Origin of the sequence: Lentzea sp. NPDC059081 (assembly GCF_042738015.1) — a bacterium.
Classification (GTDB): domain Bacteria; phylum Actinomycetota; class Actinomycetes; order Mycobacteriales; family Pseudonocardiaceae; genus Lentzea.
Map to the genome: position 1 here is coordinate 575128 of NZ_JBHYGW010000002.1, position 26081 is coordinate 601208.

At 71.2% G+C, this 26081-nt stretch carries 23 protein-coding genes and 1 tRNA gene; 11 read left to right on the forward strand and 13 right to left on the reverse strand.

Going from position 1 to position 26081, the window contains the following annotated elements; genetic code table 11:
- Nucleotides 1–6: 6 nt before the first annotated feature.
- Complete coding sequence (locus ACFWV3_RS07265) at nucleotides 7–723, reverse strand: GNAT family N-acetyltransferase (RefSeq protein ID WP_382409277.1); 717 nt, start codon at nucleotides 721–723, stop codon at nucleotides 7–9.
- 75 nt (nucleotides 724–798) lie between these two features.
- The gene (locus ACFWV3_RS07270) at nucleotides 799–2850 is read right to left on the reverse strand and encodes a hypothetical protein (protein WP_382409279.1); all 2052 of its coding nucleotides are present in this window, start codon (nucleotides 2848–2850) and stop codon (nucleotides 799–801) included.
- A 264-nt stretch (nucleotides 2851–3114) separates the two neighbouring features.
- On the opposite strand from ACFWV3_RS07270, the gene ACFWV3_RS07275 reads away from it, so the two are divergent.
- A complete protein-coding gene (locus ACFWV3_RS07275; protein WP_382409281.1) occupies nucleotides 3115–3894 on the forward strand; it encodes a hypothetical protein in 780 nt (259 codons plus the stop codon).
- 55 nt (nucleotides 3895–3949) lie between these two features.
- Here ACFWV3_RS07275 and ACFWV3_RS07280 read toward each other — a convergent pair whose 3' ends face one another.
- From ACFWV3_RS07280 to ACFWV3_RS07290, 3 genes are all read right to left on the reverse strand, one after another.
- Entirely contained in the window at nucleotides 3950–4144 is a 195-nt protein-coding gene (locus ACFWV3_RS07280; RefSeq protein WP_382409283.1) for a PspC domain-containing protein, read from the reverse strand.
- Nucleotides 4145–4241: 97 nt separating this feature from the next.
- A complete protein-coding gene (locus ACFWV3_RS07285; RefSeq protein ID WP_382409285.1) occupies nucleotides 4242–4847 on the reverse strand; it encodes a TetR/AcrR family transcriptional regulator in 606 nt (201 codons plus the stop codon).
- A gap of 30 nt (nucleotides 4848–4877) precedes the next feature.
- On the reverse strand, nucleotides 4878–6263 hold the full coding sequence (locus ACFWV3_RS07290) for a class I adenylate-forming enzyme family protein (protein ID WP_382409287.1): 1386 nt from the start codon (nucleotides 6261–6263) through the stop codon (nucleotides 4878–4880).
- A 37-nt stretch (nucleotides 6264–6300) separates the two neighbouring features.
- Between ACFWV3_RS07290 and lnt the strand changes: the two genes are divergently transcribed.
- The 5 genes from lnt (at nucleotide 6301) to ACFWV3_RS07315 (ending at nucleotide 10254) form a co-directional block, all read left to right on the forward strand.
- The gene (gene lnt, locus ACFWV3_RS07295; RefSeq protein WP_382409289.1) at nucleotides 6301–7848 is read left to right on the forward strand and encodes an apolipoprotein N-acyltransferase; all 1548 of its coding nucleotides are present in this window, start codon (nucleotides 6301–6303) and stop codon (nucleotides 7846–7848) included.
- A complete protein-coding gene (locus ACFWV3_RS07300) occupies nucleotides 7832–8599 on the forward strand; it encodes a polyprenol monophosphomannose synthase (RefSeq protein ID WP_382409291.1) in 768 nt (255 codons plus the stop codon). Before lnt ends, ACFWV3_RS07300 begins: the two co-directional genes overlap by 17 nt.
- 87 nt (nucleotides 8600–8686) lie before the next feature.
- The gene (locus ACFWV3_RS07305; protein ID WP_382409293.1) at nucleotides 8687–9475 is read left to right on the forward strand and encodes a MerR family transcriptional regulator; all 789 of its coding nucleotides are present in this window, start codon (nucleotides 8687–8689) and stop codon (nucleotides 9473–9475) included.
- A gap of 9 nt (nucleotides 9476–9484) precedes the next feature.
- The gene (locus ACFWV3_RS07310; protein WP_382409295.1) at nucleotides 9485–9778 is read left to right on the forward strand and encodes a hypothetical protein; all 294 of its coding nucleotides are present in this window, start codon (nucleotides 9485–9487) and stop codon (nucleotides 9776–9778) included.
- Complete coding sequence (locus ACFWV3_RS07315) at nucleotides 9778–10254, forward strand: TspO/MBR family protein (protein WP_382409297.1); 477 nt, start codon at nucleotides 9778–9780, stop codon at nucleotides 10252–10254. Before ACFWV3_RS07310 ends, ACFWV3_RS07315 begins: the two co-directional genes overlap by 1 nt.
- A 114-nt stretch (nucleotides 10255–10368) precedes the next feature.
- On the opposite strand, the gene ACFWV3_RS07320 is transcribed toward ACFWV3_RS07315, so the two are convergent.
- From ACFWV3_RS07320 to ACFWV3_RS07330, 3 genes are read right to left on the reverse strand one after another with little or no spacing between them, the layout of a single operon-like run.
- Nucleotides 10369–10797: a DUF4383 domain-containing protein gene (locus tag ACFWV3_RS07320; protein WP_382409299.1), complete on the reverse strand. Its 429-nt coding sequence runs from the start codon at nucleotides 10795–10797 to the stop codon at nucleotides 10369–10371.
- Between the two features lie 9 nt (nucleotides 10798–10806).
- Complete coding sequence (locus ACFWV3_RS07325; protein ID WP_382409301.1) at nucleotides 10807–11145, reverse strand: hypothetical protein; 339 nt, start codon at nucleotides 11143–11145, stop codon at nucleotides 10807–10809.
- Complete coding sequence (locus ACFWV3_RS07330) at nucleotides 11138–13708, reverse strand: ATP-binding protein (protein ID WP_382409303.1); 2571 nt, start codon at nucleotides 13706–13708, stop codon at nucleotides 11138–11140. The genes ACFWV3_RS07325 and ACFWV3_RS07330 overlap by 8 nt, the downstream gene beginning before the upstream one ends.
- Nucleotides 13709–13831: 123 nt before the next feature.
- Here ACFWV3_RS07330 and ACFWV3_RS07335 point away from each other — a divergent pair.
- From ACFWV3_RS07335 to ACFWV3_RS07345, 3 genes are all read left to right on the forward strand, one after another.
- Nucleotides 13832–13912 (forward strand) — tRNA-Tyr (locus ACFWV3_RS07335).
- Between the two features lie 79 nt (nucleotides 13913–13991).
- Nucleotides 13992–14483, forward strand: a complete 492-nt coding sequence (locus ACFWV3_RS07340; protein WP_382409305.1) for a Gmad2 immunoglobulin-like domain-containing protein — start codon at nucleotides 13992–13994, stop codon at nucleotides 14481–14483.
- 231 nt (nucleotides 14484–14714) lie between these two features.
- A complete protein-coding gene (locus ACFWV3_RS07345) occupies nucleotides 14715–20180 on the forward strand; it encodes a carboxyl transferase domain-containing protein (RefSeq protein ID WP_382409307.1) in 5466 nt (1821 codons plus the stop codon).
- A 51-nt stretch (nucleotides 20181–20231) separates the two neighbouring features.
- Here ACFWV3_RS07345 and ACFWV3_RS07350 read toward each other — a convergent pair whose 3' ends face one another.
- A complete protein-coding gene (locus ACFWV3_RS07350) occupies nucleotides 20232–20525 on the reverse strand; it encodes a YiaA/YiaB family inner membrane protein (protein WP_382409309.1) in 294 nt (97 codons plus the stop codon).
- 44 nt (nucleotides 20526–20569) lie between these two features.
- A complete protein-coding gene (locus tag ACFWV3_RS07355; RefSeq protein WP_382409311.1) occupies nucleotides 20570–21442 on the reverse strand; it encodes a 5'-nucleotidase in 873 nt (290 codons plus the stop codon).
- Between the two features lie 40 nt (nucleotides 21443–21482).
- Between ACFWV3_RS07355 and ACFWV3_RS07360 the strand changes: the two genes are divergently transcribed.
- The gene (locus ACFWV3_RS07360; protein ID WP_382409313.1) at nucleotides 21483–21797 is read left to right on the forward strand and encodes a DMT family transporter; all 315 of its coding nucleotides are present in this window, start codon (nucleotides 21483–21485) and stop codon (nucleotides 21795–21797) included.
- Nucleotides 21797–22186, forward strand: a complete 390-nt coding sequence (locus tag ACFWV3_RS07365) for a DMT family transporter (RefSeq protein WP_382409315.1) — start codon at nucleotides 21797–21799, stop codon at nucleotides 22184–22186. The genes ACFWV3_RS07360 and ACFWV3_RS07365 overlap by 1 nt, the downstream gene beginning before the upstream one ends.
- Here the strand turns inward: ACFWV3_RS07365 and ACFWV3_RS07370 are convergent.
- The 3 genes from ACFWV3_RS07370 to ACFWV3_RS07380 all read right to left on the reverse strand — a co-directional run bounded on the left by ACFWV3_RS07370 (nucleotide 22082) and on the right by ACFWV3_RS07380 (nucleotide 26059).
- The gene (locus ACFWV3_RS07370) at nucleotides 22082–23413 is read right to left on the reverse strand and encodes a glycosyl hydrolase family 18 protein (RefSeq protein ID WP_382409317.1); all 1332 of its coding nucleotides are present in this window, start codon (nucleotides 23411–23413) and stop codon (nucleotides 22082–22084) included. The genes ACFWV3_RS07365 and ACFWV3_RS07370 overlap by 105 nt on opposite strands.
- A gap of 113 nt (nucleotides 23414–23526) precedes the next feature.
- Complete coding sequence (locus ACFWV3_RS07375; protein WP_382409319.1) at nucleotides 23527–24264, reverse strand: SDR family NAD(P)-dependent oxidoreductase; 738 nt, start codon at nucleotides 24262–24264, stop codon at nucleotides 23527–23529.
- Between the two features lie 7 nt (nucleotides 24265–24271).
- The gene (locus ACFWV3_RS07380) at nucleotides 24272–26059 is read right to left on the reverse strand and encodes a protein kinase (protein WP_382409321.1); all 1788 of its coding nucleotides are present in this window, start codon (nucleotides 26057–26059) and stop codon (nucleotides 24272–24274) included.
- Nucleotides 26060–26081 lie beyond the last annotated feature (22 nt).

A 26081-nucleotide genomic window follows, 5' to 3' on the forward strand; every position in this document is an offset into this window, starting at 1 on the left:
GATTGCTTATGCACGGATCCGATAGTGGTACGTGCACACCTCGCGGAAGCCCGTCCGCTCGTAGAGGCGGAACGCGGCCACGTTCGACTTCACCATCTGCAGGTACATGTGGTTCGCCTCGCGCGCGGCCGCCCACGTCGCCAACGTCGCGAGCACGGACCGTGCGGCACCTTGCCCACGTGCCTCTGGCAACGTTGCCATGCCGAACACACCGGCCCAGCCGTCCTCGTCCACGGCCCGACCCACGGCCACGACCTGGCCCTCCACCGCGGCGTACGCGTACGCGCTGGGGTGCTCGATCCGGCTGAGCAGGTCGCGTTCGGCACTGACGTCCCGTCTGCTGACGGCCTGCCACGCCGCGAGCCACTCGTCGGTCGGCCGCGAGCTCACCTCGCCCACGTCGGCGTGGGTCTGGCGCAGCACGTCGGCGGTCGACGCGATCTGCAACGACATGTCGTGGCTGCGCTCGTACCCGCGGTCGCAGAGCCGTTCGTCGAGGTCGTCCGCGCACACGCCCGGCGTGATCTGGAACCGCACCTGGGACCCGAGCGAGGTGCAGAACGTCTCGGCGAGGTCGACCCGGTCCTCGCGGTCGTGCGGCAGCACGGACCCGACCCACCAGGCGTCGCCGGGGGAATGCCGCAACCACCAGCCGCCCGCCTCCTCGACGAGCGCCGCCGGCTGGGCCCGCGCCGCGCACTCCTGCAGTGTCTTCAGCAGCACGTCTGGTCAACGACCCCCGGATGCGGTGCTCTCCATGAGTCCCTTGTACCGCATCCGGCCGCCCGGCAACACGTCTCAGTGCCTGCCCAACCCGCCCAGCGCAGCGGCCACGACCGCCATTCCGATGACGCTGATGATCGCCGTGACACCGCCGACCGCGGGTTTCGACACCTGCTGGACGTGCGCGACGGGCTTCGGCGGCGCGGGCTGGTCCGGGGTCGGCGCCGGCGGCTCCACCGGCGCGGCCACCGAGGCGATCCGCACGACGGCGCTCTCGCTGACCGCCTGACCGGCACCCGCGCCGGACACCGTCAGCCGCGAGCTCACCGGCGCGACGACCCGGCAGGTGTAGGTGAGGCGTTCGCGGGGTTTCAGCACCGGGAACGTCCGGCGGCACGCGGCCGGCTCGCCCTCGACGCGGACGTTCTCGATCGCGTGCTCGGACGGGTTGCCGACCGTGATCGTCACCGTCACGACCTCGCCGTCCGCCGCGCGGTCCTTCGACCAGACCGCGGCGATGGTCAGCCGCGGGTAGATCACCTTGACCCGCACCGACGCCGAGGCCTCGACCTTGCCGCCGAGCTTGTCCGACGCCGTGACGGTCGCGGTCAGCGCACCGGTCTCGTCGCCCGCGGAAGCCGTGCAGTCGACCTTCGCCGTCGCGCCGGGGTCGAGCTGGCCCTGCATCGACGTGCATCCCGACGCAGCGCGCGCGTTGAGGCCGAAGAGCGGCGTGTCACCGGTGTTCGTGACGGTCGTGGCGAACGTGACGGCCTGGCCGGGCAACGCGGTCATCGGCTCCGCGGCCGTGGTGGCCTTCAGCGCCGGGTGCAGCACGTCGACCGTCGAGGTCCGGCTGGCGGCGAGGAGGTCGCCCGCGAGGCTGGCCCCGCTGACGGCGACGGTGGCCGGGTAGTCGTCCTCCGCGGCCGTGGACGAACACGTGCGGCTCACCGTGGCGCGCGGTGCGATCGTGCCGACCTGCTGACCGCACACCAGGACGTCCGCGGCGGGCGCGTCACCGGTGTTGGTGACCTTCGCGGTCTGCTGCACGGTGCCCTTCGGGTGCGCCGCCGGCTGTTCCGGGTCGACGGCGAGGGTGAGCTCGGGCAGCGGGAACGACCAGGCGACGCTCTGCATCAGGAACGCGTCGTCGTCCCGCTTGAACGTGAGCTCGGCGCTCTTGGTGCCGGGCTTCAACGCACCCTCGTCCACCGTCAACGTGCGTGCGTCCACGCTCATGTTGTTGGGGTGCTGCGCGCCCTGGGCGGACGAGACGAACACGTTGCGGCCGCCGACGGGCGTGCCGTTGACCAGCAGCTGGTCGCCTTCACTGGCCCAGTCGCCCTCGTAGGCGGTGATGCCGAGCCGGACGACGCCGCCCGCGGGGTGGGTCGGCGCGACGGGGGTGCGCAGCGACGGCACCTTCGTGGGGAGGCGGACGTGACCGCCGTGCACCGCGACGTGCCGCTTCGCCGGGGCGGCGGGGGTGGCGTTCGCGAACTTCCACACGACGGTCAGCGACCAGCCGCCGAAGCAGTCGAAGCCCTGCGGCGTCCAGACGTTCCCGACGGTCACGGTGCCGGCCCCCACGAGCCGGGTGACGTCGGCCTCCGCGCTGTAGAAGGCGTTGTCGGTGCTGGTCAGCTCGTCGGGGGAGTCGGCGCGGAACTCACCGGGGCTGACGGCCGTGCCGTTGAACACGACCGGGTCGCGCGGGGCCCCGGGAGGCGCGGCCGCGTCGCGGCACGCGGAGTTGCCCGCCCAGCCGAGCTTGGCGTAGGCGACGGTCGCACCGGCGGGGAGCTCGAGCCGCGCGCTGGAGGAGTTGAACGTCGCCGGGTCGGCGTCGACGTCGGTCCACGACATGCGGTGCGCGTTGTTCTGGGCGGACGGCCCGCGGCCCCTGCGGTCCAGCGCGTCCACACAGGACTGCGGCGGGTACTTCGGCTGCGGACCGGCCTGCTCGGGCGTCGGGCAGGTGAGCACGGCGTTGCCGACGACCACGACGTCCCCGTACACCGCCTCGTCGAACTGGGTGCGCCACACCTGGGCCGCCTCGACCGGCGGACCGGGCGTGAGGAGCGGGACCAGCAGCACCACGGCGATGAGGATCGGTATGCGCATGCCACGCCTTCCCGTCGGGGTCGGCACAGGTTGGCACGCGCGGTCGTGGTTGTCACCGCCCGATGATCACCGCGTCCTCACTCTCCGTCGAGGACGGTGCCGCGGCGGTTCTCCTGTTCGTGTGCACGGCTTTCCGGCGCTGCGTCCGATGTGGACGGGCTGTGTCCAAGATCCACCGCCGGTTGGTCTTGTCGGGCGGGAGAGACCGCCGGGAAGCGTGGTGTTGGTGGTCAAACGGCGTGCGGCTGTGGGGAGATGGAGGACATGTGGACAGCGCTGGTCATCGTTCTCGCCTCGGTGGTCGTGACCGCCGTCGCCTGCATCCTGTTCGGGCGCTCGCGCTCTCACGAGCAGTCCGATGACCGGGACGCGGACTCGCGCGGGTTCCTCGGCGCCGTGATCAGCGGCCTGTTCATCGTCGCGCTGGCGTTCTACGTGGTGATCGTCTGGGAGGAGAACGGCGCCGCCGAGGACAACGCCTCCCGCGAGGCCGCCGCCGTCGCCGACGTCTACTGGCAGACGTCGGTCATGCCGCAGCCCCAGCGGGACCTCATCCGCGGCCTGCTGACGGAGTACCCGAAGCTGGTGGCGGAGAAGGAGTGGCCGCAGCTCGCGGTGGGGGAGTCTGACCAGGAGACCGCGGCGGCGCTGAGCTCGTTGCACGCGGAGATCCTCAGCCTGCCCGCCTCGCCGGACGAGGTGAAGAGCGCGCGGGAGCGGGCGGTGGAACGGCTGCGGGAGATCACCGACCTGCGGCGCGACCGGATCGACTCCGCGAGTGGCCTCGACGACACCGGCAACCTGATGCTGATCGGCACCATCGTCGGCGCGGTGGCGATGGTCGTGTTCCCGTTGCTGATCGGCTTCACCGCGCGCCGGCGGCACGTGCTGCAGATGTGCCTCACCGCCGCGGTGCTCGCCTTCGTCTGCGTGCTGTGCCTGGGGATGACGCAGCCGTTCGACGGGATGCTGCGGGTGGACCCGGACTCGTTCACCAGCCTCACCGACGAGCTCGCGGGCATCCCGGTCGAGCAGAGCAGGTGAGACGGCGCCGCCCCGCGCGCCGGGGGCACGCGGGGCGGCGGTCACGCGGTCGTGGTCACCAACCGCGGTCGGGCATGATCACCCACAGCACGAGGTAGACGACGAACTGCGGTCCGGGCAGAAGGCAGGACAGCAGGAACAGAAGGCGCACGGTGCCCGCCTTCATGCCCCAGCGCTGGGCGAGCCCCGCGCACACACCCGCGATCATCCGGTTGGTCCTGGGCCTGCTCAAAGCGACTGTCGTGGTCATACTTCGAGGATGCCCGTTTTCCGCGATCTGGTGCATCGGGACCAACCCTGATTTGACCCCGAGGGGGCAGGCCCCACCTCCCGGGGTGGGGTGAGCTCTACCCCACCGACGCCGTGGACAGCTGGTCGACGAACCGCAGGCAGGTGGTCCGCATGACGTCGACCGTCATGGCCCGCGAGCCGGCCAGCACCTGCAGCGCCAGCCCGTCGAGCATGCTCACCAGCATGTTCGCCAGCTCGACCGGGTCACCCGGCGTCAGGATGTCGCCGGACGCCTGGCCGTCGCGGAAGATCGCCGCCACGATGTCGCGCCACTCGCCGTAGAAGCGCTCGTTCAGCTCCTGCAGCTCGGGGCTGCGGATGGCCTCGACCCACAGCTCGGCCCAGACCTTCCACGCCTCGACGGTCTCCGCGCCCTCGGGCAGGTAGGACTCCACGACCATGCGCAGCCGCGAGAGAGGCGGTTCGTCGGACTCGAGGATCCACCGGCGGCGGGTCACCGACTGCTGGAAGCAGTGCTCGAACGCCGCGTCCGTCAGCTCGCGCTTGGTCTCGAAGTAGTAGTGGACCGTGCCACCGGAGACGCCCGCGTCCTTCGCGACGTCGGAGACGCGGAGGTGGCGGAAGCCCTCGGCCGCGATGACCTTGCAGGTCGACGCGAGGATCTGCGCCTTGCGTTCTGCTTCCACGCTTGGACGGGGCATCCGCCGTCACCTCCTGATTTGCGTTGAACCTTACCGAAACAGTGAACGCAGTTGACGCTTGTCGACCTTTCCGACCTTCGTCAGGGGCAGTTGAGGCAGGATCGTGACCCCCCTGGGCTGGTAAAGCTCTCCCAGTTCGGCGACGACCGAATCGCGAATGCTGTCGAAATCGACAGCGTTGTCGTCGTCCACCACCAGGAACAGGTGCACGACCTCGCCCAACGCTTCGTCCGGTCGGCCCACGGCCGCTGCCTGCCGAATGCCGGGCAACGTCACGAGAAAGTCGTCGAGGAGTCGTGAGTAGACGTTGTCCGAGGTCCGCCCGGTGACGATGACGTCTTTGCTCCGGTCGTTGAGGTAAAGGTAACCGTTGTCATCGAAATAGCCCATGTCCCCGGTGTCGAACCAGCCGTCCGCCGTTTCGCGCAATGGCGGTTCGCCCCAATAGCCCTCCATGACCATCGGGCCGCGCACCCACACGTCGCCGTCGCGGACCTCCACCTCCATGCCGGGAACCGGCTTGCCGACCGTGCGCAGGGTGTCGGGCCGGGCCAGGTCGACGTCGGCGGCCGGCATCATCGAGATGCCGAGCGCCTCCGTCATGCCGTAGGCCTGGAAGACCACCGGTCCCCACTTCTCCACGGCCTGCCGCAGCCGGTGCGGGGAGAGCATGGCGCCGCCGACGCTCACGCCGAGGAACTGCGGGCCGGGGCAGTCCGGGTGGTCGAGGACCTCGTACATCATCGGCGGGACGAACATCGTCATGGTGATCTTCTCGTCGACGGCGAGCCGCACGAAGGTGTCCGCGTCGAACGTCGAGGGGCCCAGCACCAGCTTCGAGCCGACGACCAGCGCCATCCTCGACACCCCGGCGCCGCTGCCGTGGGTGATGAGGGTGTTGCACAGCATGGTCGACGGGGGCAGCTGCCTCAGCGCCTCCCACCTGGTGCTCGTCCGCTCGTGGTGGACGGCGAGCTTGGGCAGGCCCGTGGTGCCGCCGGTGTAGCTGACGGTGGTGAAGCCGGGCGCCGGGGTGCGTTCGACGGGGTCGCCCGGCAGGTCCTGCAGGTGCCAGCCGTCGAGGCGGTCGCTGAAGGTGGGGTCGACGACGACCGCGGCAACGTCGGCCCTGCTGATCAACGCCGCGAGCTCCTTCGGTCCCGGCTCCGGCGGCACGTGGACGAGCCGGCAGCCCAGCAGGTGCACGGCCACGGTGAGCAGGAGCGCCTCCGGCGTGTTGCCGATGAACACCGCCACGCCGTCACCGGGGCGCACGCCACGCCGGACGAGGCCGTCGGCCAGGCGGAACAGCAGGTCACGGGCCTGAGAACGGGTGAGTCTGGTGTCGCCGCCGACCAACGCCTCACGTTCGCCGTCCGTCGAGAGCTTCTGCAACACAAGATCCACGTAGGTCATGACGTCCTGTGTACTCCAGGCCTCGTAGGCTGATCGGGTGGTCGCACCCCCCATCGCGCCGGAATCGTCGGAATTGCCCGCGCGTAGGCGGAAACTCAGTCCGCCGTTGCTGTTGCGCCTGGCACTCGCCGTCGCCGGCGGTGTGCTCGTGTACCTGTCGTTCCCGCCGCGGCCGCTGTGGTTCCTGGCGCCGGTCGGGTTCGCGTTGCTGGCCTGGACGATCCACGAGCGCCGCGCGCGGGCCGGGTTCGGCTACGGGCTGCTGTTCGGGCTCGGGTTCATGGTGCCGCTGCTGCGGTGGACGGGGGAGTTCGTCGGCCTGGTCGCCTGGCTGCCGCTGGCGCTGGCGTGCGCGCTGATGATCTCCATCGGCACGACCCTCATGGCGGTCGTCTCCCGCGTGCCGGGGTGGCCGGTGTGGGCGGCGCTGCTGTGGGTCGGCGACGAGGCGCTGCGCGGGGTGTTCCCGTTCGGCGGCTTCACCTGGGGCAAGATCGCGTTCGGGCAGCCGGAGGGCTGGTACCTGCCGCTCGCGTCGCTCGGGGGAGCGCCGCTGGTGTCGTTCGCGGTGGTGCTGACCGGGTTCGGGCTCTTCTGGCTGCTGCGCAACTGGAAGCTCGGCGCGCCGCTGGTCCTCGTGCCGCTGCTGGCCGGGTTCGCGGTGCCGGTGGGCGTCGACGCGTCCGGCGGGACCGTCACCGTCGCGGCGATCCAGGGCAACGTGCCGCGCGCCGGCCTCGACTTCAACGCGCAGCGCCGCGCCGTGCTCGACAACCACGCCAAGCGGACGCTGGAGCTGGCCGCCGACGTCGCCGCCGGCAAGGTGAAGCAGCCCGACATCGTCATCTGGCCGGAGAACTCCTCCGACATCGACCCGTTCCGCAACGCCGACGCCGCCGCCGTGATCGACGCGGCCGCCGACGCGATCAAGGCGCCGATCGCGGTGGGTGCCGTGGTGGTCGACCGCAACGACAACCTGCCGCGCAACACCGTGGTGCTGTGGGAGCCGGGCAAGGGGCCGACGGACACCTACACCAAGCGCAAGCTGCAGCCGTTCGGCGAGACGATGCCGATGCGCTCGTTCTTCCGGCTGTTCGCCTCGGAGGTCGACCGGGCGGGCGTCTTCCAGCCCGGCACCGACCCCGAGGGTTTCGTCATGGGGCCCGCGAAGGTCGCACTGGACACATGTTACGAAGTGGCGTTCGACTCAGTCGTCCGCGACTCCGTGACGGCCGGCGCGACGATCATCGCGATCCCGACGAACAACGCCACGTTCGGCTACACGGAGATGACCTACCAGCAGCTTTCCATGTCCCGCCTGCGCGCGGTGGAGCACGGCAGGGCGGTCGTCGTGGCGGCCACGTCGGGGGTCAGCGGCATCGTCGAACCGGACGGTTCCGTCACTCAGAAGACTGGGCTTTTCGAGCCGGGAGCCCTGGTGGCGACGTTGCCACTTCGGACGCAGACTACGCTGGCGACTTGGCTAGGAGCCTGGCCCGAGTGGGTGATGTCCGCTGCGGGCCTTGTGGCGTTGGCGCTGGGCTTCACCCGACGACGGAAGGACTCGAATGGCGCGGCAGCCTGACCAGGAACTCGGGCAGGTGCTGGTGGTGATCCCGACCTACAACGAGCGGGACAACATCGGAAAGATCGTCCAGCGGCTGCACACGGCACTGCCCGACGTGCACGTGCTGGTGGTCGACGACGGCAGCCCCGATGGCACCGGCCGGCTCGCCGACGAGATGGCGGCCGCCGACGACCGGGTCAACGTGATGCACCGCACCGAGAAGGCCGGGCTGGGCGCCGCGTACGTCGCGGGCTTCCAGTGGGCGCTCGACCGCGGCTACGGCGTCATCTGCGAGATGGACGCCGACGGGTCGCACGCCCCCGAGCAGCTGCACCGCCTGCTGGACGCGCTGCCGAAGGCCGACCTGGTCATCGGCTCGCGCTGGGTCCCCGGCGGCGAGGTCGTGAACTGGCCGATGCAGCGCAAGGTGCTGTCGCTGGGCGGCTCGCTGTACTCGCGGGTGGCGCTCGGCGCCAACGTCCGCGACATGACGGGCGGCTACCGGGCGTTCCGCGCGGACACCCTGCGCAAGCTCAACCTGGCGTCGGTCGCGTCGGCGGGCTACTGCTTCCAGATCGACCTGCTGTGGCGCACGATCGAGCTCGGCTTCCGCGTCCGCGAGGTGCCGATCACGTTCCTGGAGCGCGAGTTCGGCGAGTCGAAGATGAGCGGCAACATCGTCCGCGAGGCGCTGATCCGCGTGACCAAGTGGGGCCTGCGCCGCCGCGGCACGCAGGTCAAGGAGCTCTTCGCCGGGAAGAGGAAGTAGGACCACCGCAGCGCCGCAGCGGCCCCGTGACGGGCCGCTCCGGCGTCCGCGCATTACGATTCGGAATCGTTGCGGCGGAGGTGAGCGGTGGAGTGGAGTGCGGGAGCGGTGGCGCGGATGCTCGGCATCGCGCCCACGACGCTGCGCACGTGGGACCGGCGGTACGGGCTCGGTCCGAGCACGCGGCAGGAAGGCAAGCACCGCCGCTACAGCGACGACGACCTGGCACGGCTCAAGCGCATGGTCGAGCTGACCGGGTCCGGTGTCGCCCCCGCGTCGGCCGCCGCCACGCTGGTCGCCCCTGACGACCTGGACTTCGTCGCCGCCGCCGACCGGATGGACGCGGCGGGGATGCGCAGGGTGGCCGCCGACCTGATCGCCCGCCACGGCGTCGTGCACACCTGGGACGCGGTGCTGGTCCCGTTCCTGGTCGAGATCGGCGAACGGGTCGCGTCGACCGCGGTGGGCGTCGAGATCGAGCACGTCGCGAGCGGCAGCATCACCGACGCGATGCGCGCCTCCGGGGTGGCCGTCGGCACGCCCGCGGTGCTGCTGGCGTGCGCGCCCGACGAGCAGCACAGCCTCCCGATGGACGTGCTCGCGGCCGCGCTGGCCGAACAGGACTGCGTCGCCCGCAACCTCGGCGCCCGCGTGCCGGCCGCCGCCCTGGTGAGCGCCGTGCGGCTGCTGCGGCCAGAGGTGGTGGTGGTCTGGGCCCACGATCGGGTGTACGCGGACCAGGTGCCGTTCGCGGACCTGCGCGACGTCCCGGTGCTGGTAGCGGGCTCGGGCTGGAACGACGTGCCGCTGCCGCCCGGCGTGTCGGTCGTCGACACGCTGCGGGGTGCGGTTGAAACGATTCTGAGTCGAATCTAGACTCGGACCATGGGCCTCGCCGACCGCATGATCCGCCTGCTGTGGGCGGCGGGAGGCGAGGACGTGGCCGAGCGCGTCCTGCGGGCGCACTGGCGGGTGCTGCCGACCGACGACGCCGCGGGGCGGGCGTTGCGGACCCGGCTGGTCGAGGTGCTCGTGCGCGAGCTGCCCGGCCGGTTCGAGAAGATCCGCCAGGCCGTGCTCGCCGACGAGCTGTCCCTGCTCGACGACGCCGAACGGGCGGCCCCGAGCCGGTCGACGGTGCTCGCCATCATCCGCGCACTGCCTGTCGGGGGTTCTTGATGACCGCGTTGCCGATGCGCCACCACCCGGTGCGCGTCCTGTTGCTGTTCATCGCCGCGGTGGTCGTCACCGCCGTGGTGGGATCGTTGTTCTCGGTGTCCGCGGGCGACGACTACCTCGCGCTGCAACGCCCGTCGTGGGCACCGCCCGCCTGGTTGTTCGGTCCGGTGTGGACCGTCCTCTACGGACTGATCGCGGTGTCGGGCTGGCTGGCGTGGCGCAACGGGGCCACCCGCGGCGAGCTGACGCTGTTCGGCGCGAACCTGGTGCTCAACGCGCTGTGGACGCCGCTGTTCTTCGGGCTCGGCTGGTTCGGGGTCGCGTTCGCCGAGATCGTGGTGCTGTGGCTGACGATCGTCGCGCTGGTCGTGGTGTTCTCGTGGCGCAGCAAGGTCGCGTCGGCGCTGCTGGTGCCGTACCTGGCGTGGGTGAGCTTCGCCGGGGCGCTGAACATCTCGATCGCGATGCTCAACTGACCGGCCGCGTGCCGGCTGGTGTGCGCCCGGCCGGCCCCGGACCGCTGTCCCGGCGCGACCACGCCGCTCTCCTGCCGCGAGTGGCCGTGGCCTCCTCGCCGCCGTGAGCCCAGCTCAGTTCACCGGCGAGCTGCTCCGCCGCCGCTCCACCACCGTCACCGCGATCCCGAGCAGGATCATCGCCGCGCCCAAGCCCAGGTGCAGCCAGTTGTCGGCGGTGTTGACCGGCAGGAAGTTCGTGTCGGAGTGCTCGCCGATCGCCGAGCCGTACACCCACAGGAACACGTAGATCCCGCCGCCGACGACGAGGAACGCACGCGCGAACTGCGTCGTCCTGGCGGCGAGCAGGCCTGCCACGCCGAAGAGCAGATGCACGAGGTTGTGCAGCACCGACACGGAGAACAGGCCCAGGAGCAGGGCGCCGGAGTGGCCGGCGGGCGCGAGCTCGTCGTAGTGCGTGGTGATGCCGGGGATGAACCCGAGCACGCCGACGAGCAGGAACGCCGCACCGACCACCGCGGAAGCCTTCTGAACTGGTCGCATGCGCCTCGGCTACCCCGCGAGCGCCGGAGTGAACTCCCGCAGCACCTCCATCCCCCTGATCGAGGGCGCGCCGGAGGGCTCCGGGCCGAGCACGCGGGCCAGGACCGGGCCGAGCACCTCGCGGAAGAACCGGTCGGCGTGCTCCTGCGAGTCCCACACGGCGATGACCTGGAACGCGCCGTCGGCCCGGCAGGCGTAGCGGGCGCGCAGGCCGTCCGGGGCCGTCGCTCCCAGGACCTGGTCGAGCCGGTCGAGGTCGGGCACGGGCGGGGTCGCGATGGTGAGCCACATGATGTCCTCCTTCGTCGTGGTGACCACGAAGGTAGGCAGTTCGCGCTGGTCAGCCATCCGCCGGAGTACTCGGACGGGTACTCATCCACGCCGCGACCTGGCTGCGGGTGCGGAAGCCGAGCTTGGTCAGGATGTGCTGGACGTGGTTCTGCGCGGTCCGCTCCGAGATCACCAGCCGCCGCGCGATCTCCCGGTTCGTCAGGCCCTCGGTGACCAGCGCCGCGACCTCGTGCTCCCGGCTGCTCAGCTCGGCCGTGGTGAACGCGGTCATGCCCAGTGCCCGGATGGCCCGGTCGGCGGCGCGCTGCACGGCGTCGGCGTCGTCGCCCCTGGCGCGCAGGGCGGCAGCCAGGTGCCAGCGCGCCTCGGCCGCGAACGCCGCCGCGCCCGCCCTGGAGGCCTCGTCGACGGCGGTGGTGAGCTCGGTGACGGCCTGGTCGAGGTGCCCAAGCGCCATCCGGCCGCGGCCGAGCGCCAGCGTCACCGGGCCCATGTACGCGACGCCGTTGCCGGCCGCGTGCTCGCCGCGGAAGGGCTCCAGCCGCGACAGGACCAGCTCCAGGTCGCCGGTCAGCCCCAGGGCCGAGGTCACCAGCACGGCGTCGACCAGCCCGGGGAGCACGAAGAACGCGGGCAGGTCCCACTCCGCCACCGGGCCGCAGCGGCGGTAGTGCTCCAGCGCCTCGTCGCGCAGACCCGCGCCCAGCAGCAGGTACGCGCGCGTCAGCTTCGACATCAGCCGGAAGCGCGGCGGCGGGTCGTGGAAGTGGCGGGCCAGCGCCAGGCCGTCCTCGGTGGCGTCGAGGTGGCAGGACAGCCCGCACTGCAGGGCGAAGTACGCGCCGGACGCGGGTTCGCGCTCGATGACCCGCATGCGGTCGTAGGCTTGCCGCCCGGCCTCCCGCGCCTCGGCGAACCGGCCCTGCGCCTGGGCCAGGCACGCCGTGACGACCCCCAGGTGCCAGAGCGGGACCTCGCCACCCACCCGGTCGCAGGCGAGCCTCAACGCGGGCAGCTCCTCCTGCGCCGCCGCGAGCTCACCGCTCTCGACCAGCGCGTGGATCCGCCACAGCGCACCCCACATCGCGCCGCGCGGGCTGTGCGTGCGGTGGGCGAGGTCGATCATCTCGGCGGCGAGCCGCAGCCGTTCGGTGCGCCCTGACGGGCCGGGGCACGCCTCCTGCCGCGCGTGCAGGGCCTCGGCGAGCGCGCGGTCGTCGCCGCTGCTCCTCGCCAGGTCGAGCGACTCGCGGCTGAGCTCGTCGAGGCGGTGTTGCTCGCCGCGGTAGAACGCGAGGTGGCTGCGCTGGGCGAGCAGGCGGGCGCGGGTGGCGGGGCCGACCTCCTGCCGCAACGCGTTGTCGCACAACGGGGTCGCGATCGCGTTCACCCCGGCGCCGGGCGCGGCCTCGAGGACGAGCGCCGCCTCCGCGGCCTCCTCCGGCGTCCGCGCGAGCTCGGCGGCGCGCTGGGCGGCCTGGACGCACGTCGTGAGATCGCCCGCGAAGTAGGCGGCTCGGCCCAGTGCGACCTGGACGTCGTTGCTGTCCTCCAACTCGGCCGCGGCGCGGTAGAGGCGGACACCTTCCTCGTAGGCGAGCCTGGTCACGGCGTCCCCGGCGGCGCGGATCGTCCACGTCCGGGCCTCTTCCGTTGCGCCGCAAGCGTTCCAGTGCCGGGCCACGTCCGCGTAGCGCGTGCTGCCGGTCATCGCCTCGGCGATCCGGCGGTGGATCGCGCGGCGTTCACCGGGGGTGAGGGCCGCCTCGACGGCGTCGCGGGTCAGCGCGTGTGTGAACCGGTGCCCGGTCGCGTCGATCAGGGTCGTGGCCGCGTCGAGCGCGCTGATCGGCAGACCCGACGCCGCGGCGGCGAGGTCGAGGTCGAAGTCGCGGCCGATCAGCGCCGCGGTCGTGACCAGCGCGCGCGTGTCGGCGGGCAGCCGGGAGAGCCGGGCGGTGACGATGTCCCGCACGCTGCGGGGCGGCCGGTCCGCGCGCCACGTGCCGTCGTCGACCGCCCGCGCGATCTCCGTGACGAACAACGGGTTGCCGCCGGTCAGCTCGTGGATCGTGGCGGCGTGCTCCGCCCCGGTCAGTTCGGCGACCTCGGCGGCGGACAGCCCGTGCAGGTCGAGGCGGACGGCCGAGCGCATCAGGTCGGCGACGGCCGGGCACGGGTCGCGGAACGTGGCGAACACCAGCACGTCGCCCGGCTGGGTCGCGAGGTGGGCGAGCACGAGCAACGACGCCTCGTCCGCCCAGTGGACGTCCTCGAGGACGATGACCAGGCCGTCGCGGTCCAGCGCCGCGGCCACCGCGTCGAACACCCGGAACCTGTCCTGCGGCACCTCGGCGTCGTGGGCCAGCACCCCGTCGGGGTCCGCGCCGACGGCCTTCAGCACCTGCCGCCACGGCCAGAACGCCGGTGCGCCCGCGGTCTCGACGCAGTGCCCCCAGACGACCTCACGGCCGAGCGCGAGCGCGTGCCCGGCCACCTCCTGGGCCACCCTGGTCTTGCCGATGCCGGGCTCGCCGGCGCACAGGACGAGCCGGACCGCCCCGTCGCCCAGCCACGACCGGACCGCGGCGAGCTCACGGGAGCGCCCCACCACCTTCACGCCCGAGATATCGCCCGCGGTGCGGAGCGCGTTTCCGATAATCGGTTGATCGGGTTCGTGAAGAAGGGCGATGATATCGATATCAGTGCAGCTCAGAGGCCATTGGAATTGAGCTCGCGCATTGGTGGAGATGGGGCTGTGGAGCCCCGCCCGTCTGTAAAACGGGAGCCATGCGCAAAGGCGGTTCGACTCCGTCCTCCACCACTCGTTGCTCCACCGGGGTGAACCCCGGCAACACCCCTTCCTCCCGGCACGACCTTGCAGGCGAGGGAAGGGGAGTCACATGTCCATCGATGTGCAGCAGCCGAGACCGCTCGGCCTGGTCGGGAGCCACGTCCAGATCGCCGGCACCGCGGGCGGGGCGTTCGAGGCGCGGTTCGGCTACCGGATCCACGAGGGGCACGACGAGGTCTCCGGCGGGTTCTCCGCGGGGGACGGGGGCGGCGGCCACGGCCAGTTCCAGGTGGACGTCGACGTGTCCGGTGCGTCGTTCGCGCTCGACCGGCTCTTCGTCGAGGTGTTCTGGTCCTCGCCGAAGGACGGCGCCGAACTGGACAAGGTCATCGTGCCGGTGGTCTACGGGCCGCGGATCGTGCCCGGCTACAGCGTCTACGACGAGTACGAGATCAAGTCCGGCGACACGTTGTGGGGGATCGCCACGCGGTTCTACGGCTCCGGCACCCTCTACACGCGACTGGTCAGGGCGAACCCGCACGTCATCACGAACCCGAACGTGATCCACGCCGGGGACGTGATCCGGGTCCCGCGGTCCTGAGCCTCGGGCCTCTCTCGAAGCGGACATGAGGGAGCACTCGCCGGGTGAGCTGGGACACGGGCCTCAAGCGAAGCTGTGCCGAGGACCTGGTGCCTTGTTGGTTTCATACAAAGCACGCTGCTCAACTCGCTTCGCTCCAGCGGTTTTGTTACCGGGTAGTAGTCGGGAGTGTGTACATCGATTGGGCGGCGACAGCCGCTGAGGTCGTCATGTCCGCGAGGAGTCAAGTCGTTGTTCAGTCGTGTAGCGATCGTCAACCGCGGGGAAGCCGCTATGCGGCTGATCCACGCCGTCCGTGAGCTCGCCGCCGAGACAGGGGAACGGATCGAGACCGTCGCCCTGTACACCGATGTGGACAAGTCGGCGCCCTTCGTCAGGGAGGCCGACCTCGCCTACAACCTCGGCTTGGCGGCCGATCGTCCATACCTCAACCTCGAGGTTTTGGAGACCGCACTCGTCGAGACGAAGGCCGACGCGGCGTGGGTCGGCTGGGGCTTCGTCGCCGAGATCCCCGAGTTCGCCGAGCTCTGCGAGAAGGTCGGCGTCACGTTCGTCGGCCCGTCCGCCGAGGCGATGCGCAAGCTCGGCGACAAGATCGGCTCCAAGCTGATCGCCGAGGAGGTCGGGGTTCCGGTCGCGCCGTGGTCGCGCGGTGCCGTCGAGAACCTCGAGCACGCGCTGAAGGTGGCCGAGGAGGTCACCTACCCGTTGATGCTGAAGGCGACCGCCGGTGGTGGCGGCCGCGGCATCCGGAAGATCACCTCTCCCGCCGAGATGGAGGAGAACTTCGAGCGCACCAGCCTGGAGGCCGCGCGCGCGTTCGGCTCCGGCGTGATGTTCCTGGAGCGCCTCGTCACCGGCGCCCGGCACGTCGAGGTGCAGGTCATCGCCGACGGCCAGGGCACGGCGTGGGCGCTCGGCGTCCGCGACTGCTCGGTGCAGCGGCGCAACCAGAAGATCATCGAGGAGTCGGCCTCCTGCGTGCTGGAGCCCGCGCAGGTCGACGAGCTGAAGGCCTCGGCGGAGCGGCTCGCGAACGCGGTGGGCTACCGCGGCGCGTGCACCGTCGAGTTCCTCTACCACCCCGGCGAGAAGCTCTTCGCGTTCCTCGAGGTCAACACCCGCCTGCAGGTCGAGCACCCGATCACCGAGATCACCACGGGCTTCGACCTGGTCAAGGCCCAGCTGCACGTCGCGGGCGGCGGCAAGCTCGACGGTGCCAAGCCCGTCGAGCAGGGCCACGCCGTCGAGGCGCGCCTGAACGCCGAGGACCCCGACCGCGACTTCGCGCCGTGCCCCGGCACGATCGTCCGGCTGGAGCTGCCCGCCGGCCCCGGCATCCGCGTCGACACCGGCGTGGCCGAGGGCTCGCAGATCCCCGCCGACTTCGACTCGATGATCGCCAAGATCATCGCGTACGGGCGCGACCGCGACGAGGCGCTGGGCAAGCTGCGCCGCGCGATGGCTGAGACGACCGTCATCATCGAGGGCGGCACGACCAACAAGAGCTTCGTGCTCGACCTGCTCGACGAGCCCGCCGTGATCGACGGCTCCGCCGACACCTCGTGGATCGACCGCGTCCGCGCCGAGGGCGGCCTGGTCTCGCACCGGCACTCCGCGATCGCACTGGCCGCGGCCGGCATCGAGGTGTACGAGGACGAGGAGCAGATCAACCTCGCGCAGCTGCTGGCGTCCGCCCGCGGTGGTCAGCCGCGCACCAACCACGAGGGCGCGAGCAAGCTGGAGTTCGTGCTCCGCGGCCAGCCGTACGTCGTCCAGGTCGCGCGCATCGGTGCCACCAAGTACCGCGTGGGCGTGTCCGCCGCCGACTCCGACACCGTGCTGAGCGGGGACGTCGACGTCGAGCGGTTCGACCACCACGTCGGCCAGATCACCGTCAACGGCACGCGGTTCCGCGTCGTCACCGGCACGCACGGCCCCGTCCACCAGGTCGAGGTCGACGGCGTCACCCACCGCGTCACCCGCGACGAGGGCGGCGTCCTGCGCTCGCCGATGCCCGCGCTGGTCGTCGCGACCCCGCTGGAGGTCGGTGCCGAGGTCGAGGCCGGTGCCCCGGTGCTCGTGCTCGAGGCGATGAAGATGGAGACGGTGCTGCGCGCGCCGTTCCGCGCCCGGCTGAAGGAGCTCAACGTCGTCGTCGGCACGCAGGTGCCCGCCGGCGGCGCGTTGCTGAAGCTGGAGGAGGTCGAGGACGCGGACGGCGCCGCCGAGGTGGCCAAGCCCGAGTCGTCGGTCGAGCTGGAGCTGCCGGCGCCGCGCACGGACGTTCGTCCCGAGGAGCTGGCCGCCCGCGGTCAGGACGACCTGCGGGCGTTGCTGCTCGGCTTCGACACCACCGCGGCCGACACCGACCGCGTCCTGACGGACTACCTGCGCGCGCGGGAGGACCTGAGGGAACGGCCGCTCGTCGCGGAGGCCCAGCTGCTCGGCATCTTCGCCGACCTGTGCGACCTCTCGCGCAACCGCCCCGCCGGCGAGGAGACCAAGCCGGAGAACCACATCCACTCGCCGCGCGAGCACTTCCACACCTACCTCAAGACGCTCGACGCCGACCGCGCCGCGCTGCCGGAGGGCTTCCGCGCCCGGCTGACGAACGTGGTCGGCCACTACGGCATCACCGAGCTCGACCGCACGCCGGCGCTGGAGCAGGCCGTCTTCCGCATCTTCGTGGCGCAGCGCCGCGGGGTGTTCGACGCGGCCGTCGCGACCGCCCTGCTGCGCCAGTGGGTCGAGGAGGCGCCGCCCGTCGAGTCCGAGCGGGTGCGCGTCGGCCTGGTGCTGGAGCACATCATCGCCGCGACGCAGGTCCGTTACCCGGCGGTGGCCGACCTCGCCCGCAGCGTCGTGTTCACGTGGTTCGCCCAGCCGCTGGTGCGCCGCAACCGCGCCCGCGTGCACACCGAGGTCCGCAGGCACCTGATCCACCTCGACGCGCAGCCGCAGGCGGCCGACCGCGAGGAGCGGATCGCCGCCATGGTGGCGTCCGCGGAACCGCTGGTGCGCCTGCTCGGCCAGCGCATCGGCAAGCCCGGTGCGGACAACACTCCGTTGCTGGAGGTGCTGGCCCGCCGCTACTACACGAAGAAGGCGCTGGCGAACCCGCGCGTCAGCGGGGCGTTCTTCCTCGCGGAGAACGAGCCGGAGCAGACCAGGCTCGTGTCGACCGCGGTGGAGTTCCCGCAGCTGACGGACGCCGTCGGCGACGTCGTCAAGCACGGCGAGGGCAGCGCGGTCGTCGCGGACCTCTACGTCAACTGGGCCGACGGACCGTCCGACCAGGACGAGATGGCCGCCGGTCTGGGTGCCGCCCTGGCCGCGCACCAGCTGCCGCCGACGATCACCCGCATCACCACCACGGTGGCGGGCCGTCGCGGTGAGTCGATGCACCACCACTTCACGTTCCGCCCGTCGTCCAACGGGTTCGCCGAGGAGAGGCTGGTGCGCGGGCTTCACCCGCGCATCGCCGAACGCATGCAGCTGGAGCGCCTGCGCGAGTTCGACCTCACGCGGCTGTCCTCCGTGGACGAGGACGTGTACCTGTTCCGCGCCGTGGCCAAGGCGAACAAGTCCGACGAGCGGTTCGTCGCGCTCGGCCAGGTCCGCGACCTGACGCCGCTGCGCGACGACGACGGCCGGATCGTCGCGCTGCCCGCCGCGGAGGACGTGCTGGCCACGTGCCTCGACGGCATCCGCCGGGCCCGCGCCCAGTCGGGTGGCCGCACGCGGCTCGCGACGAACCGCGTCGTGCTGTACGCGTGGCCGCCGACCGAGCTCGGGTCGAAGGACCTGGACGCGATCGGCCAGCGCGTGCTGCCGACGACCGCGGGCCTGGACCTGGAGGAGGTCCTGTTCCTGGCGCGCCGCAGGGATCCCGTCTCCGGTGAGCTCTCCGACATCGGCGTGCGGATCGCCCAGGACGCGGGCGCCGGCGTGTCGTTCTCGTTCGTGCAGCCCCCGACCGACCCGATCCAGCCGCTCGACGACTACCGCCAGAACGTGCTGCGGGCCCAGTCGCGCGGCACGATCTACCCGTACGAGCTGGTCGACATGCTCGTCGGCGACGGCGGCTCGTTCACCGAGCACGACCTCGTCGACGGCGCGCTGGTGCCGGTGGACCGCCCGCGCGGTGGCAACAAGGCGGGCATCGTCGTCGGCGTGGTGACCACGCCGACCCCGGCCTACCCCGAGGGCATGAAGCGCGTCGTGCTGCTGGGCGACCCGACCAAGTCGCTGGGCGCGCTCGCCGAACCCGAGTGCTCGCGCGTGATCCACGCCCTCGACCTGGCTTCGGAGCTCTCCGTTCCGCTGGAGTGGTTCTCGCTCTCGTCCGGCGCGAAGATCTCGATGAGCTCCGGTGTCGAGAACATGGACTGGGTGGCCGCGGCGCTGAAGCGGATCGTCGAGTTCACGCAGGACGGCGGCGAGATCAACGTCGTCGTCAACGGCATCAACGTCGGCGCCCAGCCGTACTGGAACGCCGAGGCCACGATGCTCATGCACACCAAGGGCATCCTGGTCATGACCCCCGACTCGGCCATGGTGCTGACCGGCAAGCAGGCGCTGGACTTCTCCGGCGGCGTCTCGGCGGAGGACAACTACGGCATCGGCGGCTACGACCGCGTCATGGGCCCGAACGGCCAGGCGCAGTACTGGGCCCCGAACCTGCGTTCGGCGTTCGACGTCCTGCTGGCCCACTACGAGCACAGCTACATCGCACCGGGCGAGGCCGGCCCGCGCCGGGTGTCCACTTCGGACCCGTCGTCGCGCGACGTGTCGTCGTTCCCGCACGTGGTCGGCGACAGCCCGTTCACGACGGTCGGCGAGATCTTCTCGGTCGAGGCGAACCCGGACCGCAAGAAGCCGTTCGACATCCGCACGGTGATGCGCGCCCTGTCCGACCAGGACCACGAGGTGCTGGAGCGCTGGGCGGGCATGGCCGACGCCGACACCGCGGTCGTCCAGGACGTCCACCTCGGCGGCATCCCCGTGACGCTGCTGGGCATCGAGTCGCGCGGCGTGTCCCGCACCGGCTTCCCGCCCACCGACGGCCCGGACACCTACACCGCCGGCACGCTGTTCCCGAAGTCGTCGAAGAAGGCGGCCCGCGCGATCAACGCGGCCTCGGGCAACCGCCCGCTGGTCGTGCTGGCGAACCTGTCGGGCTTCGACGGCTCACCGGAGTCGATGCGCGAGCTGCAGCTGGAGTACGGCGCGGAGATCGGCCGCGCGATCGTGAACTTCCGCGGCCCCATCGTGTTCACCGTGATCTCGCGGTACCACGGCGGCGCGTTCGTGGTGTTCTCGAAGGCTTTGAACCCGTCGATGACCGTGCTGGCCGTCGAGGGCTCGTTCGCCTCGGTGATCGGTGGCGCTCCGGCCGCGGCCGTGGTGTTCGCCCGTGAGGTCGACGGGCGCACGGCGAACGACCCGCGGGTGAAGAAGCTGGAGTCCGCCGTCGCGGAGGCTTCCGGTGCCGAGCGCGCTGCGCTGACCGCCGAGCTCGCCGTGACGCGGCAGTCGGTGCGGACGGAGAAGCTGAACGAGATGGCGGCCGAGTTCGACCGGGTGCACAGCGTGCAGCGCGCGGTGGAGGTCGGGTCGGTGGACGCGATCATCTCGGCGGCGGAGCTGCGGCCGGCGATCATCAAGGCGATCGAGGACGGCCTGGCGAAGTAAGTTGTGCGGTGAAGGGCCCGGTCACCTCGTGGCCGGGCTCTTCTCGTTCCGTCAGGCGGCGTCCAGCTTGAACGGGTCGTGCTCCGCCAGCAGCTTGTCCAGCCGCGCCCGGTCCACCCGGCTGGAGATGTAGGTGTCCTCCTGCCGGTCCCGGATCACCTTCGCCAGCGTGAACGCCGACGTGACCGTGTAGAGCATGGCGATGCCCAGGAACGCGCGCACCCACCCGTCGACGGGCAGGAACACGACTCCGATGCCGACGGCGGTCATCGAGAGGCCGAACGACAGGACGGCCTGCACGTAGAAGGCGCCGGACGTCGGCGTGTTCGCGGGCTTCGAGGTCATGGACTCAAGAGTCCTGGGTCACACCAACGTTGTCATGAGTACGGCTACTCATTCGAGACGCCGAACGGGACGTGCACGCACGGCACGGTCTCGACCAGGTGGCCGCGCTGGTCGTCGAAGAAGATGTGCGGCCGCAGCACGTCGAGGATCGGCCCCTTCTTCAGCCCTCCCAGGAAGAACGCGTCGTTCACCCGCAGTCCCCACGCCTTCAGGCTGTTGATCGCGCGTTCGTGGGCGGGGGCGGAGCGGGCCGTCACCACCGACACGCGGACCCGGTCCTCGGCGACGCGCTGGATCCGGTTGATGCCGGCCAGGAAGCCCTTCAGCGGTCCGGGATCCAGTGGCGTCACGACGTTGCGCGCCTCGTGCTCCTGGAACCGGTCGAGCCCGCCGGCCTGGTAGATCCGCTCCGAGGCGTCCGAAGCCAGCACCCCGTCGAAGTCGAACGCGATCCGCAACGCCGGATCGTCGTCGTCCAGGAACGACGACTTCAGCACCTGACCGGCGGGCATCCCCGCGAGCGAGGCCCGTCGGACGTCCTCGGCGTGAGCGGACAGGAACAACGACATGTTCAGCGCCGGCATGAACTCGTGCGGCGCCCGGCCCTCCGTGAAGATCGCCCGCGTCATCGGCAACGAGTGGTGCGCCGCCGACCGCAGGATGCGCAGGCCGGTGTCGGGGGAGTTGCGCGACAGCACGATCACCTCGACCAGCGGCCCGAACGAGTTGAGTCCCAGCAGCCGGCGGATGAACGGGAACGCGACGCCGGGCGCGAACGGCTCGTCGAGGTGGGCCTCCTGGTACGCGCGGTAGGCCTGCTCGCCCTCGGTCGTGAACACCGCGTCGGACGCGGACAGGTCGAACAACGCGCTCGACGCCACGCCCACGACCAGCAGGTTCTCCAGGCTCGGTGGCACAACCGAGATCGTAGCGAGCGGTTCTGGTACGGTCGTACCAATGTACTGGGTGGTGCTGGTGGCGTCGGGCGTGCTGGAGGCGGTGTGGGCCACCGCGCTCGCGGCGTCGAAGGGGTTCCGGCGGCCGTGGCCGGTGGTGGTGTTCGTCGTGTCGATGACGCTGAGCGTCGTCGGGCTCGCGTGGGCGATGCGGGAGATCCCGGTCGGCACGGCGTACGCGGTGTGGGTCGGCATCGGAGCCGTGCTCACGGTGCTCGTGGCGGTCGTGCGCCGCGAAGAGAGGCTCACCGTGGCGAAGGCGGTGCTGCTGGCCGTGTTGATCGGCTGCGTCGCGGGCCTGAAGGTGGTGAGCTGATGTACTGGGGTGTGCTGCTCGGAAGCGCTGTGCTGGAGGCGGTCTGGGCGACGGCACTGTCCGAAGAGGCCTATGTGCTGTTCCTCGTCGCCGCCACGCTCAGCATGGTCGGGCTGTCGTTCGCGATGAGGAAGATCCCGGTCGGGACCGCCTACGCGGTGTGGGTCGGGATCGGCGCGGCGCTGACCGTGACGTGGGCGATGATCACCGGCGGGGAAGCGGTCTCCGTCTGGAAGATCGTGTTCCTCACCGGGATCATCGCCTGCGTCATCGGGCTGAAGTTCCTACGCGAACGTCCAGCGCTGGTTGGCGGTGGCGGCGCAGTCCCAGAGCTGGAGCCTCGTGCCGTCGGCGGAGGAGTTGCCGGTGGCGTCGAGACACCTTCCTGAGGCCGAGTTGCGGAGCTGACCGTTGGACTCGAGCGTCCAGCTCTGGTTGGCCGCACCGGTGCAGTCCCAGATCTGGGTCACCGCGCCGTTGGCGGTGCCGTTCGCGTCCAGGCACTTGCCCAGGGCGCGGACGGTGCTGCCGTTGCGGGACCACTGCTGGGCGTTGGTGCCGTTGCAGGTGTAGAGCTGGACCGCCGCGCCGTTGGCCGAGCTCGCGGCCGCCACGTCGACGCACTTGCCGCCGAAGCCGGTGATGGTGCCACCGGTGGGAGGCGTGGTGCCGCCGTTCGCGGTCTCCCAGATGGCGTTGAGCAGGCTGGTGCTGCCGGTCGTGTCCTGGGAGAGCTCCCAGTTCATGATCCCGCCCGCGTTCGCCAGCGCCCACGACGTCTTGCGCTTGATCGTGGGGATGCCGTTGTACTGGTTGCCGTTGTAGCTGTCGCGGTTGGCGTTGGCCGGGTCCTGCGCGACCAGGTCCCTGTAGGAGATGTAGGTCGGCCGGCTGTAGAACGGCACGCCGAGCACGGCCTTGCTCGCGGGCAGGCCGCGCCCCTTCCAGAAGTTCACGGAAGCGATCGACCAGTCGTAGTTCGCGTGCGGGCTGCCGCCGTCGTAGGCCATGATGTTCAGCCAGTCGACGACGCCGAAGACCGCGGTCTGCACGCCGTTCGCGGTGCCGCCCTCGCTCACGACCGCGGCCGTGAGCAGCTTGCCGCGGTTGTGCAGCTCGTTGCCGAGCTGCGTCATCAGCGCCGTGTAGTTGTTCCCCGACGTGCCGGGGTCCGGGTACTCCCAGTCGATGTCGACGCCGTCGAGGTTGTACTGGTTGACCAGGTTCACGAGGCTGTTCACGAACGTCGTGCGCGAACCGGAGTTGCCTGCCAGCTGCTCGAAGCCCGAGTCGTTGCCGTCGTTCCAGCCGCCGACCGCGATCGAGACCTTGACGCCGTTCTGGTGGCCGAGGCTCACCAGCTGCTGCAGCTTGCCGGGGTCGGGAACGCCCTGGAGCGTGCCGTTGCCGTTCGGCAGGACGAAGGAGTAGTTGATGTGCGTGAGCTTGCTGTACTGGATCGAGCCGACGTCGCCGGACCACGACGGCAGGTAGCCGACGCTCTTGAACCCGGCGGGGTAGGCGGCCTGCGCTGCAGGCGCCATGACGGTGATCGTCGCCGCGGCGGCGGCCAGCGCGAGGCCGGTTGCGCCGAGGCGTGAACGGAGAGAACGCATTGCAGGGGTTGCCTTCCACTGTCGTCGAGCGCCCACGGCGACGGTAGTGGTCTAGACCGGTTGACGGGAGATCAACACCGGACCGGAACTGGTTCCGGTCGACCGGTCCGGCATCAGCGCAGGTAGGAGGCCCCGTTCACATCCATGATCGTGCCGCTGGCCCAGGTCGCCGCCGGGGACACGAGAAACGCCACCGCCGCGGCGACTTCCTCGGGTTCGGCGACGCGCCCGAACGGGCTCTGCGCGCGGATCGCGTCACCCCGCTCGCCGGCGAGGAGGCCGGCGGCCATGTCCGTGGCGACGAACCCCGGCGCGACTCCGGCGACCGCGATGCCCTGCGGCGCCAGGGACTGGGCGAGCGACTGGGTCAGCGCGTGCAGACCGGCCTTCGCCGCGCCGTACGCGGGGGCGTCGGGCTCGCCGCGGTAGGCGCCGCGCGACCCGACGTTGACGATCCGCCCACCGGCGGTCATGTGCCGGACGGCGTGCCAGGTGAGGTCCGCCGGGCCGTACAGGTTGAGCTCGACCGTGCGGCGCCACGCCTGCTGCCACTCGTCGAAGCTCGTCGTGGCGATCGGGTGGTGGAAGTAGATGCCCGCGTTGTTGACGAGCACGTCGAGGCCGCCGAGCTGCTCAACGGTCTTCGCGACGACCCGCTCCGCCTGGTCGTCGCCGAGGTCGCCTTGGACGGTGACGTGACCGTCGCCGGGGAGCGCGTCGGCGACGGCCCGGGCCTCGGCGGCACCGGAGCGGTAGTGCACCGCGATCCGGTGGCCGTCCGTCGCGAGGGCGTGGGCGATGGCGGCACCGATGCCGCGGGAGGCTCCGGTGACGAGCGCGCGTCGGGTCATGCCCCCATCATCCCTGGCTGTTGATCAGCCACTTGCCGTTCTGCTGCACGAACGTGAACGTGGCCGTCTCGGTCTGGGCGACGCTCTGGCCCTGCATGTACTGCAGCGTCGCGGTGACGGCGTTGTCGCCCTGCGGCACGAAGTTCGACAGCTGCACCGAGGTGTACTGGCGCCAGAACGACTGGTAGCTCTCGAAGCTCAGCCCGCGTCCCGACTTGAACGAGTCGGTGAGCAGCGACCAGCCGGTCTGGAGGTCGCCGGGGATCAGTGCGTAGTAGGAGGTGAGCGCCTGCTGGGCGTTCTGCGGTCCAGCCGGGGGCTGGGCCTGGCCGGGGTTGCTGGCCGGCGGGTTCGTCTGGGTCTCGGGCGGGGGCTGCGTCTGCGTCGGCGTGTCGGACGTGGTCGTCGGCTGCGACTGCGTCTCGGACTGGCTCGTCGCGGGCGGGTTGGTGCTGGAGGTGCCGCCGGACGGGGTGTTGTTCGCCTGGTTGTTCTTCTCGCCCTTGGGCCACAACAGGAACGAGCCGACGCCGACCGCGATCACCAGGAGCACGATCGCGATCGGGACGAGCGGGAACTTGCGGCGGTTCTCGTCGGACTCGGCAGGCGGCGGCACCGGCGGGCTGCTGGGCGCGGCCTCGCGCATCTCCTCCCGCGAGGGCGCGGGGAGGACGGGCGTCGGGTGGACCGGGGCGGGCTCGGGCGTCGGCACGGGGGCTGCCGCCGCGACCGTGGTCTTGTCCTCCACGGGCGCCGGTTCCGGCTCTGGTTGCGCCGCCGGCTCTTCCGCGACGGGTTCGGGCTCGGGCTTCGCGGGCGGCGCGGTCAGACCGGCGGCCTCGGCGGCCGCGGCACCCGCGACCAGTCCGGCGGCGGCCGCACCGGCGCCCTTCCTCGCCTTCTCCTCCGGCTGGGCCTCGGCCGGCAGCTCGACGGTCGACGGGATGACCACCGTCGCCTCCGACCCCTTCGGCGACTCGTTCACCACCGACGCGAGCAGGTGGACGGCCTCCTCCATGGACGGCCGGCGCTCGGGTTCGTTGGACAGCAGGCGGAACAGCACGGGGGCCAGCAGCGGCCCGGCGTTGGCCGGCGGCATGATCGAGCCGCTCGCGACCCGGTGCAGCATCGCGATGGTGTTGTCGGCCGTGCCGAACGGCGGGCCGCCCTCGACGGCGTTGTAGAGCGTGGCGCCGAGGGAGAACACGTCGGAGGCGAGTCCGGCGTCCTCACCGCGGGCGACCTCGGGGGAGAAGAACGCGGGCGTGCCGACGGTCCCGGTCGCGGTGGCGGTCGCGTCCTCACCGGTGGCGCGCGAGATGCCGAAGTCCGTGATCTTGACTTCCTGGTCGCCGATCAGGACGTTGCCGGGCTTCACGTCGCGGTGCTGGATGCCGTGGCGGTGCGCGGCGGCCAGCGCGGCGGCGGTGTAGCAGCCGATCCGCGCGACCTCGCGCGGCGGCAGGGTGCCCTGCTCGGTGATCACGGCCGCGAGGCTGCGGGAAGGGAGGTACTCCATGATCAGCCAGGGCTGCCCGTCCTCCTCCACGACGTCGTAGACGCGGATGGCGTTCGGGTGCTCCAGCCGGGCGGAGAGACGGGCCTCGCGCATGGCTCTCGCCTTGGCGCGCGCGATCCTGTCGTCGTCCAGACCGTCGAGGGCGAGCAACGCCTTGGCCGCCACGACGCGGTGAAGCTGCTCGTCATAGGCCTGCCAGACGACTCCCATCGCCCCTTGGCCGACCTTCTCCCTCAACCGGTAGCGGCTCCCGATGAGCCTGCTGCTCTCCTCCACGCCTGTGCCCGTCCCCTCTGAT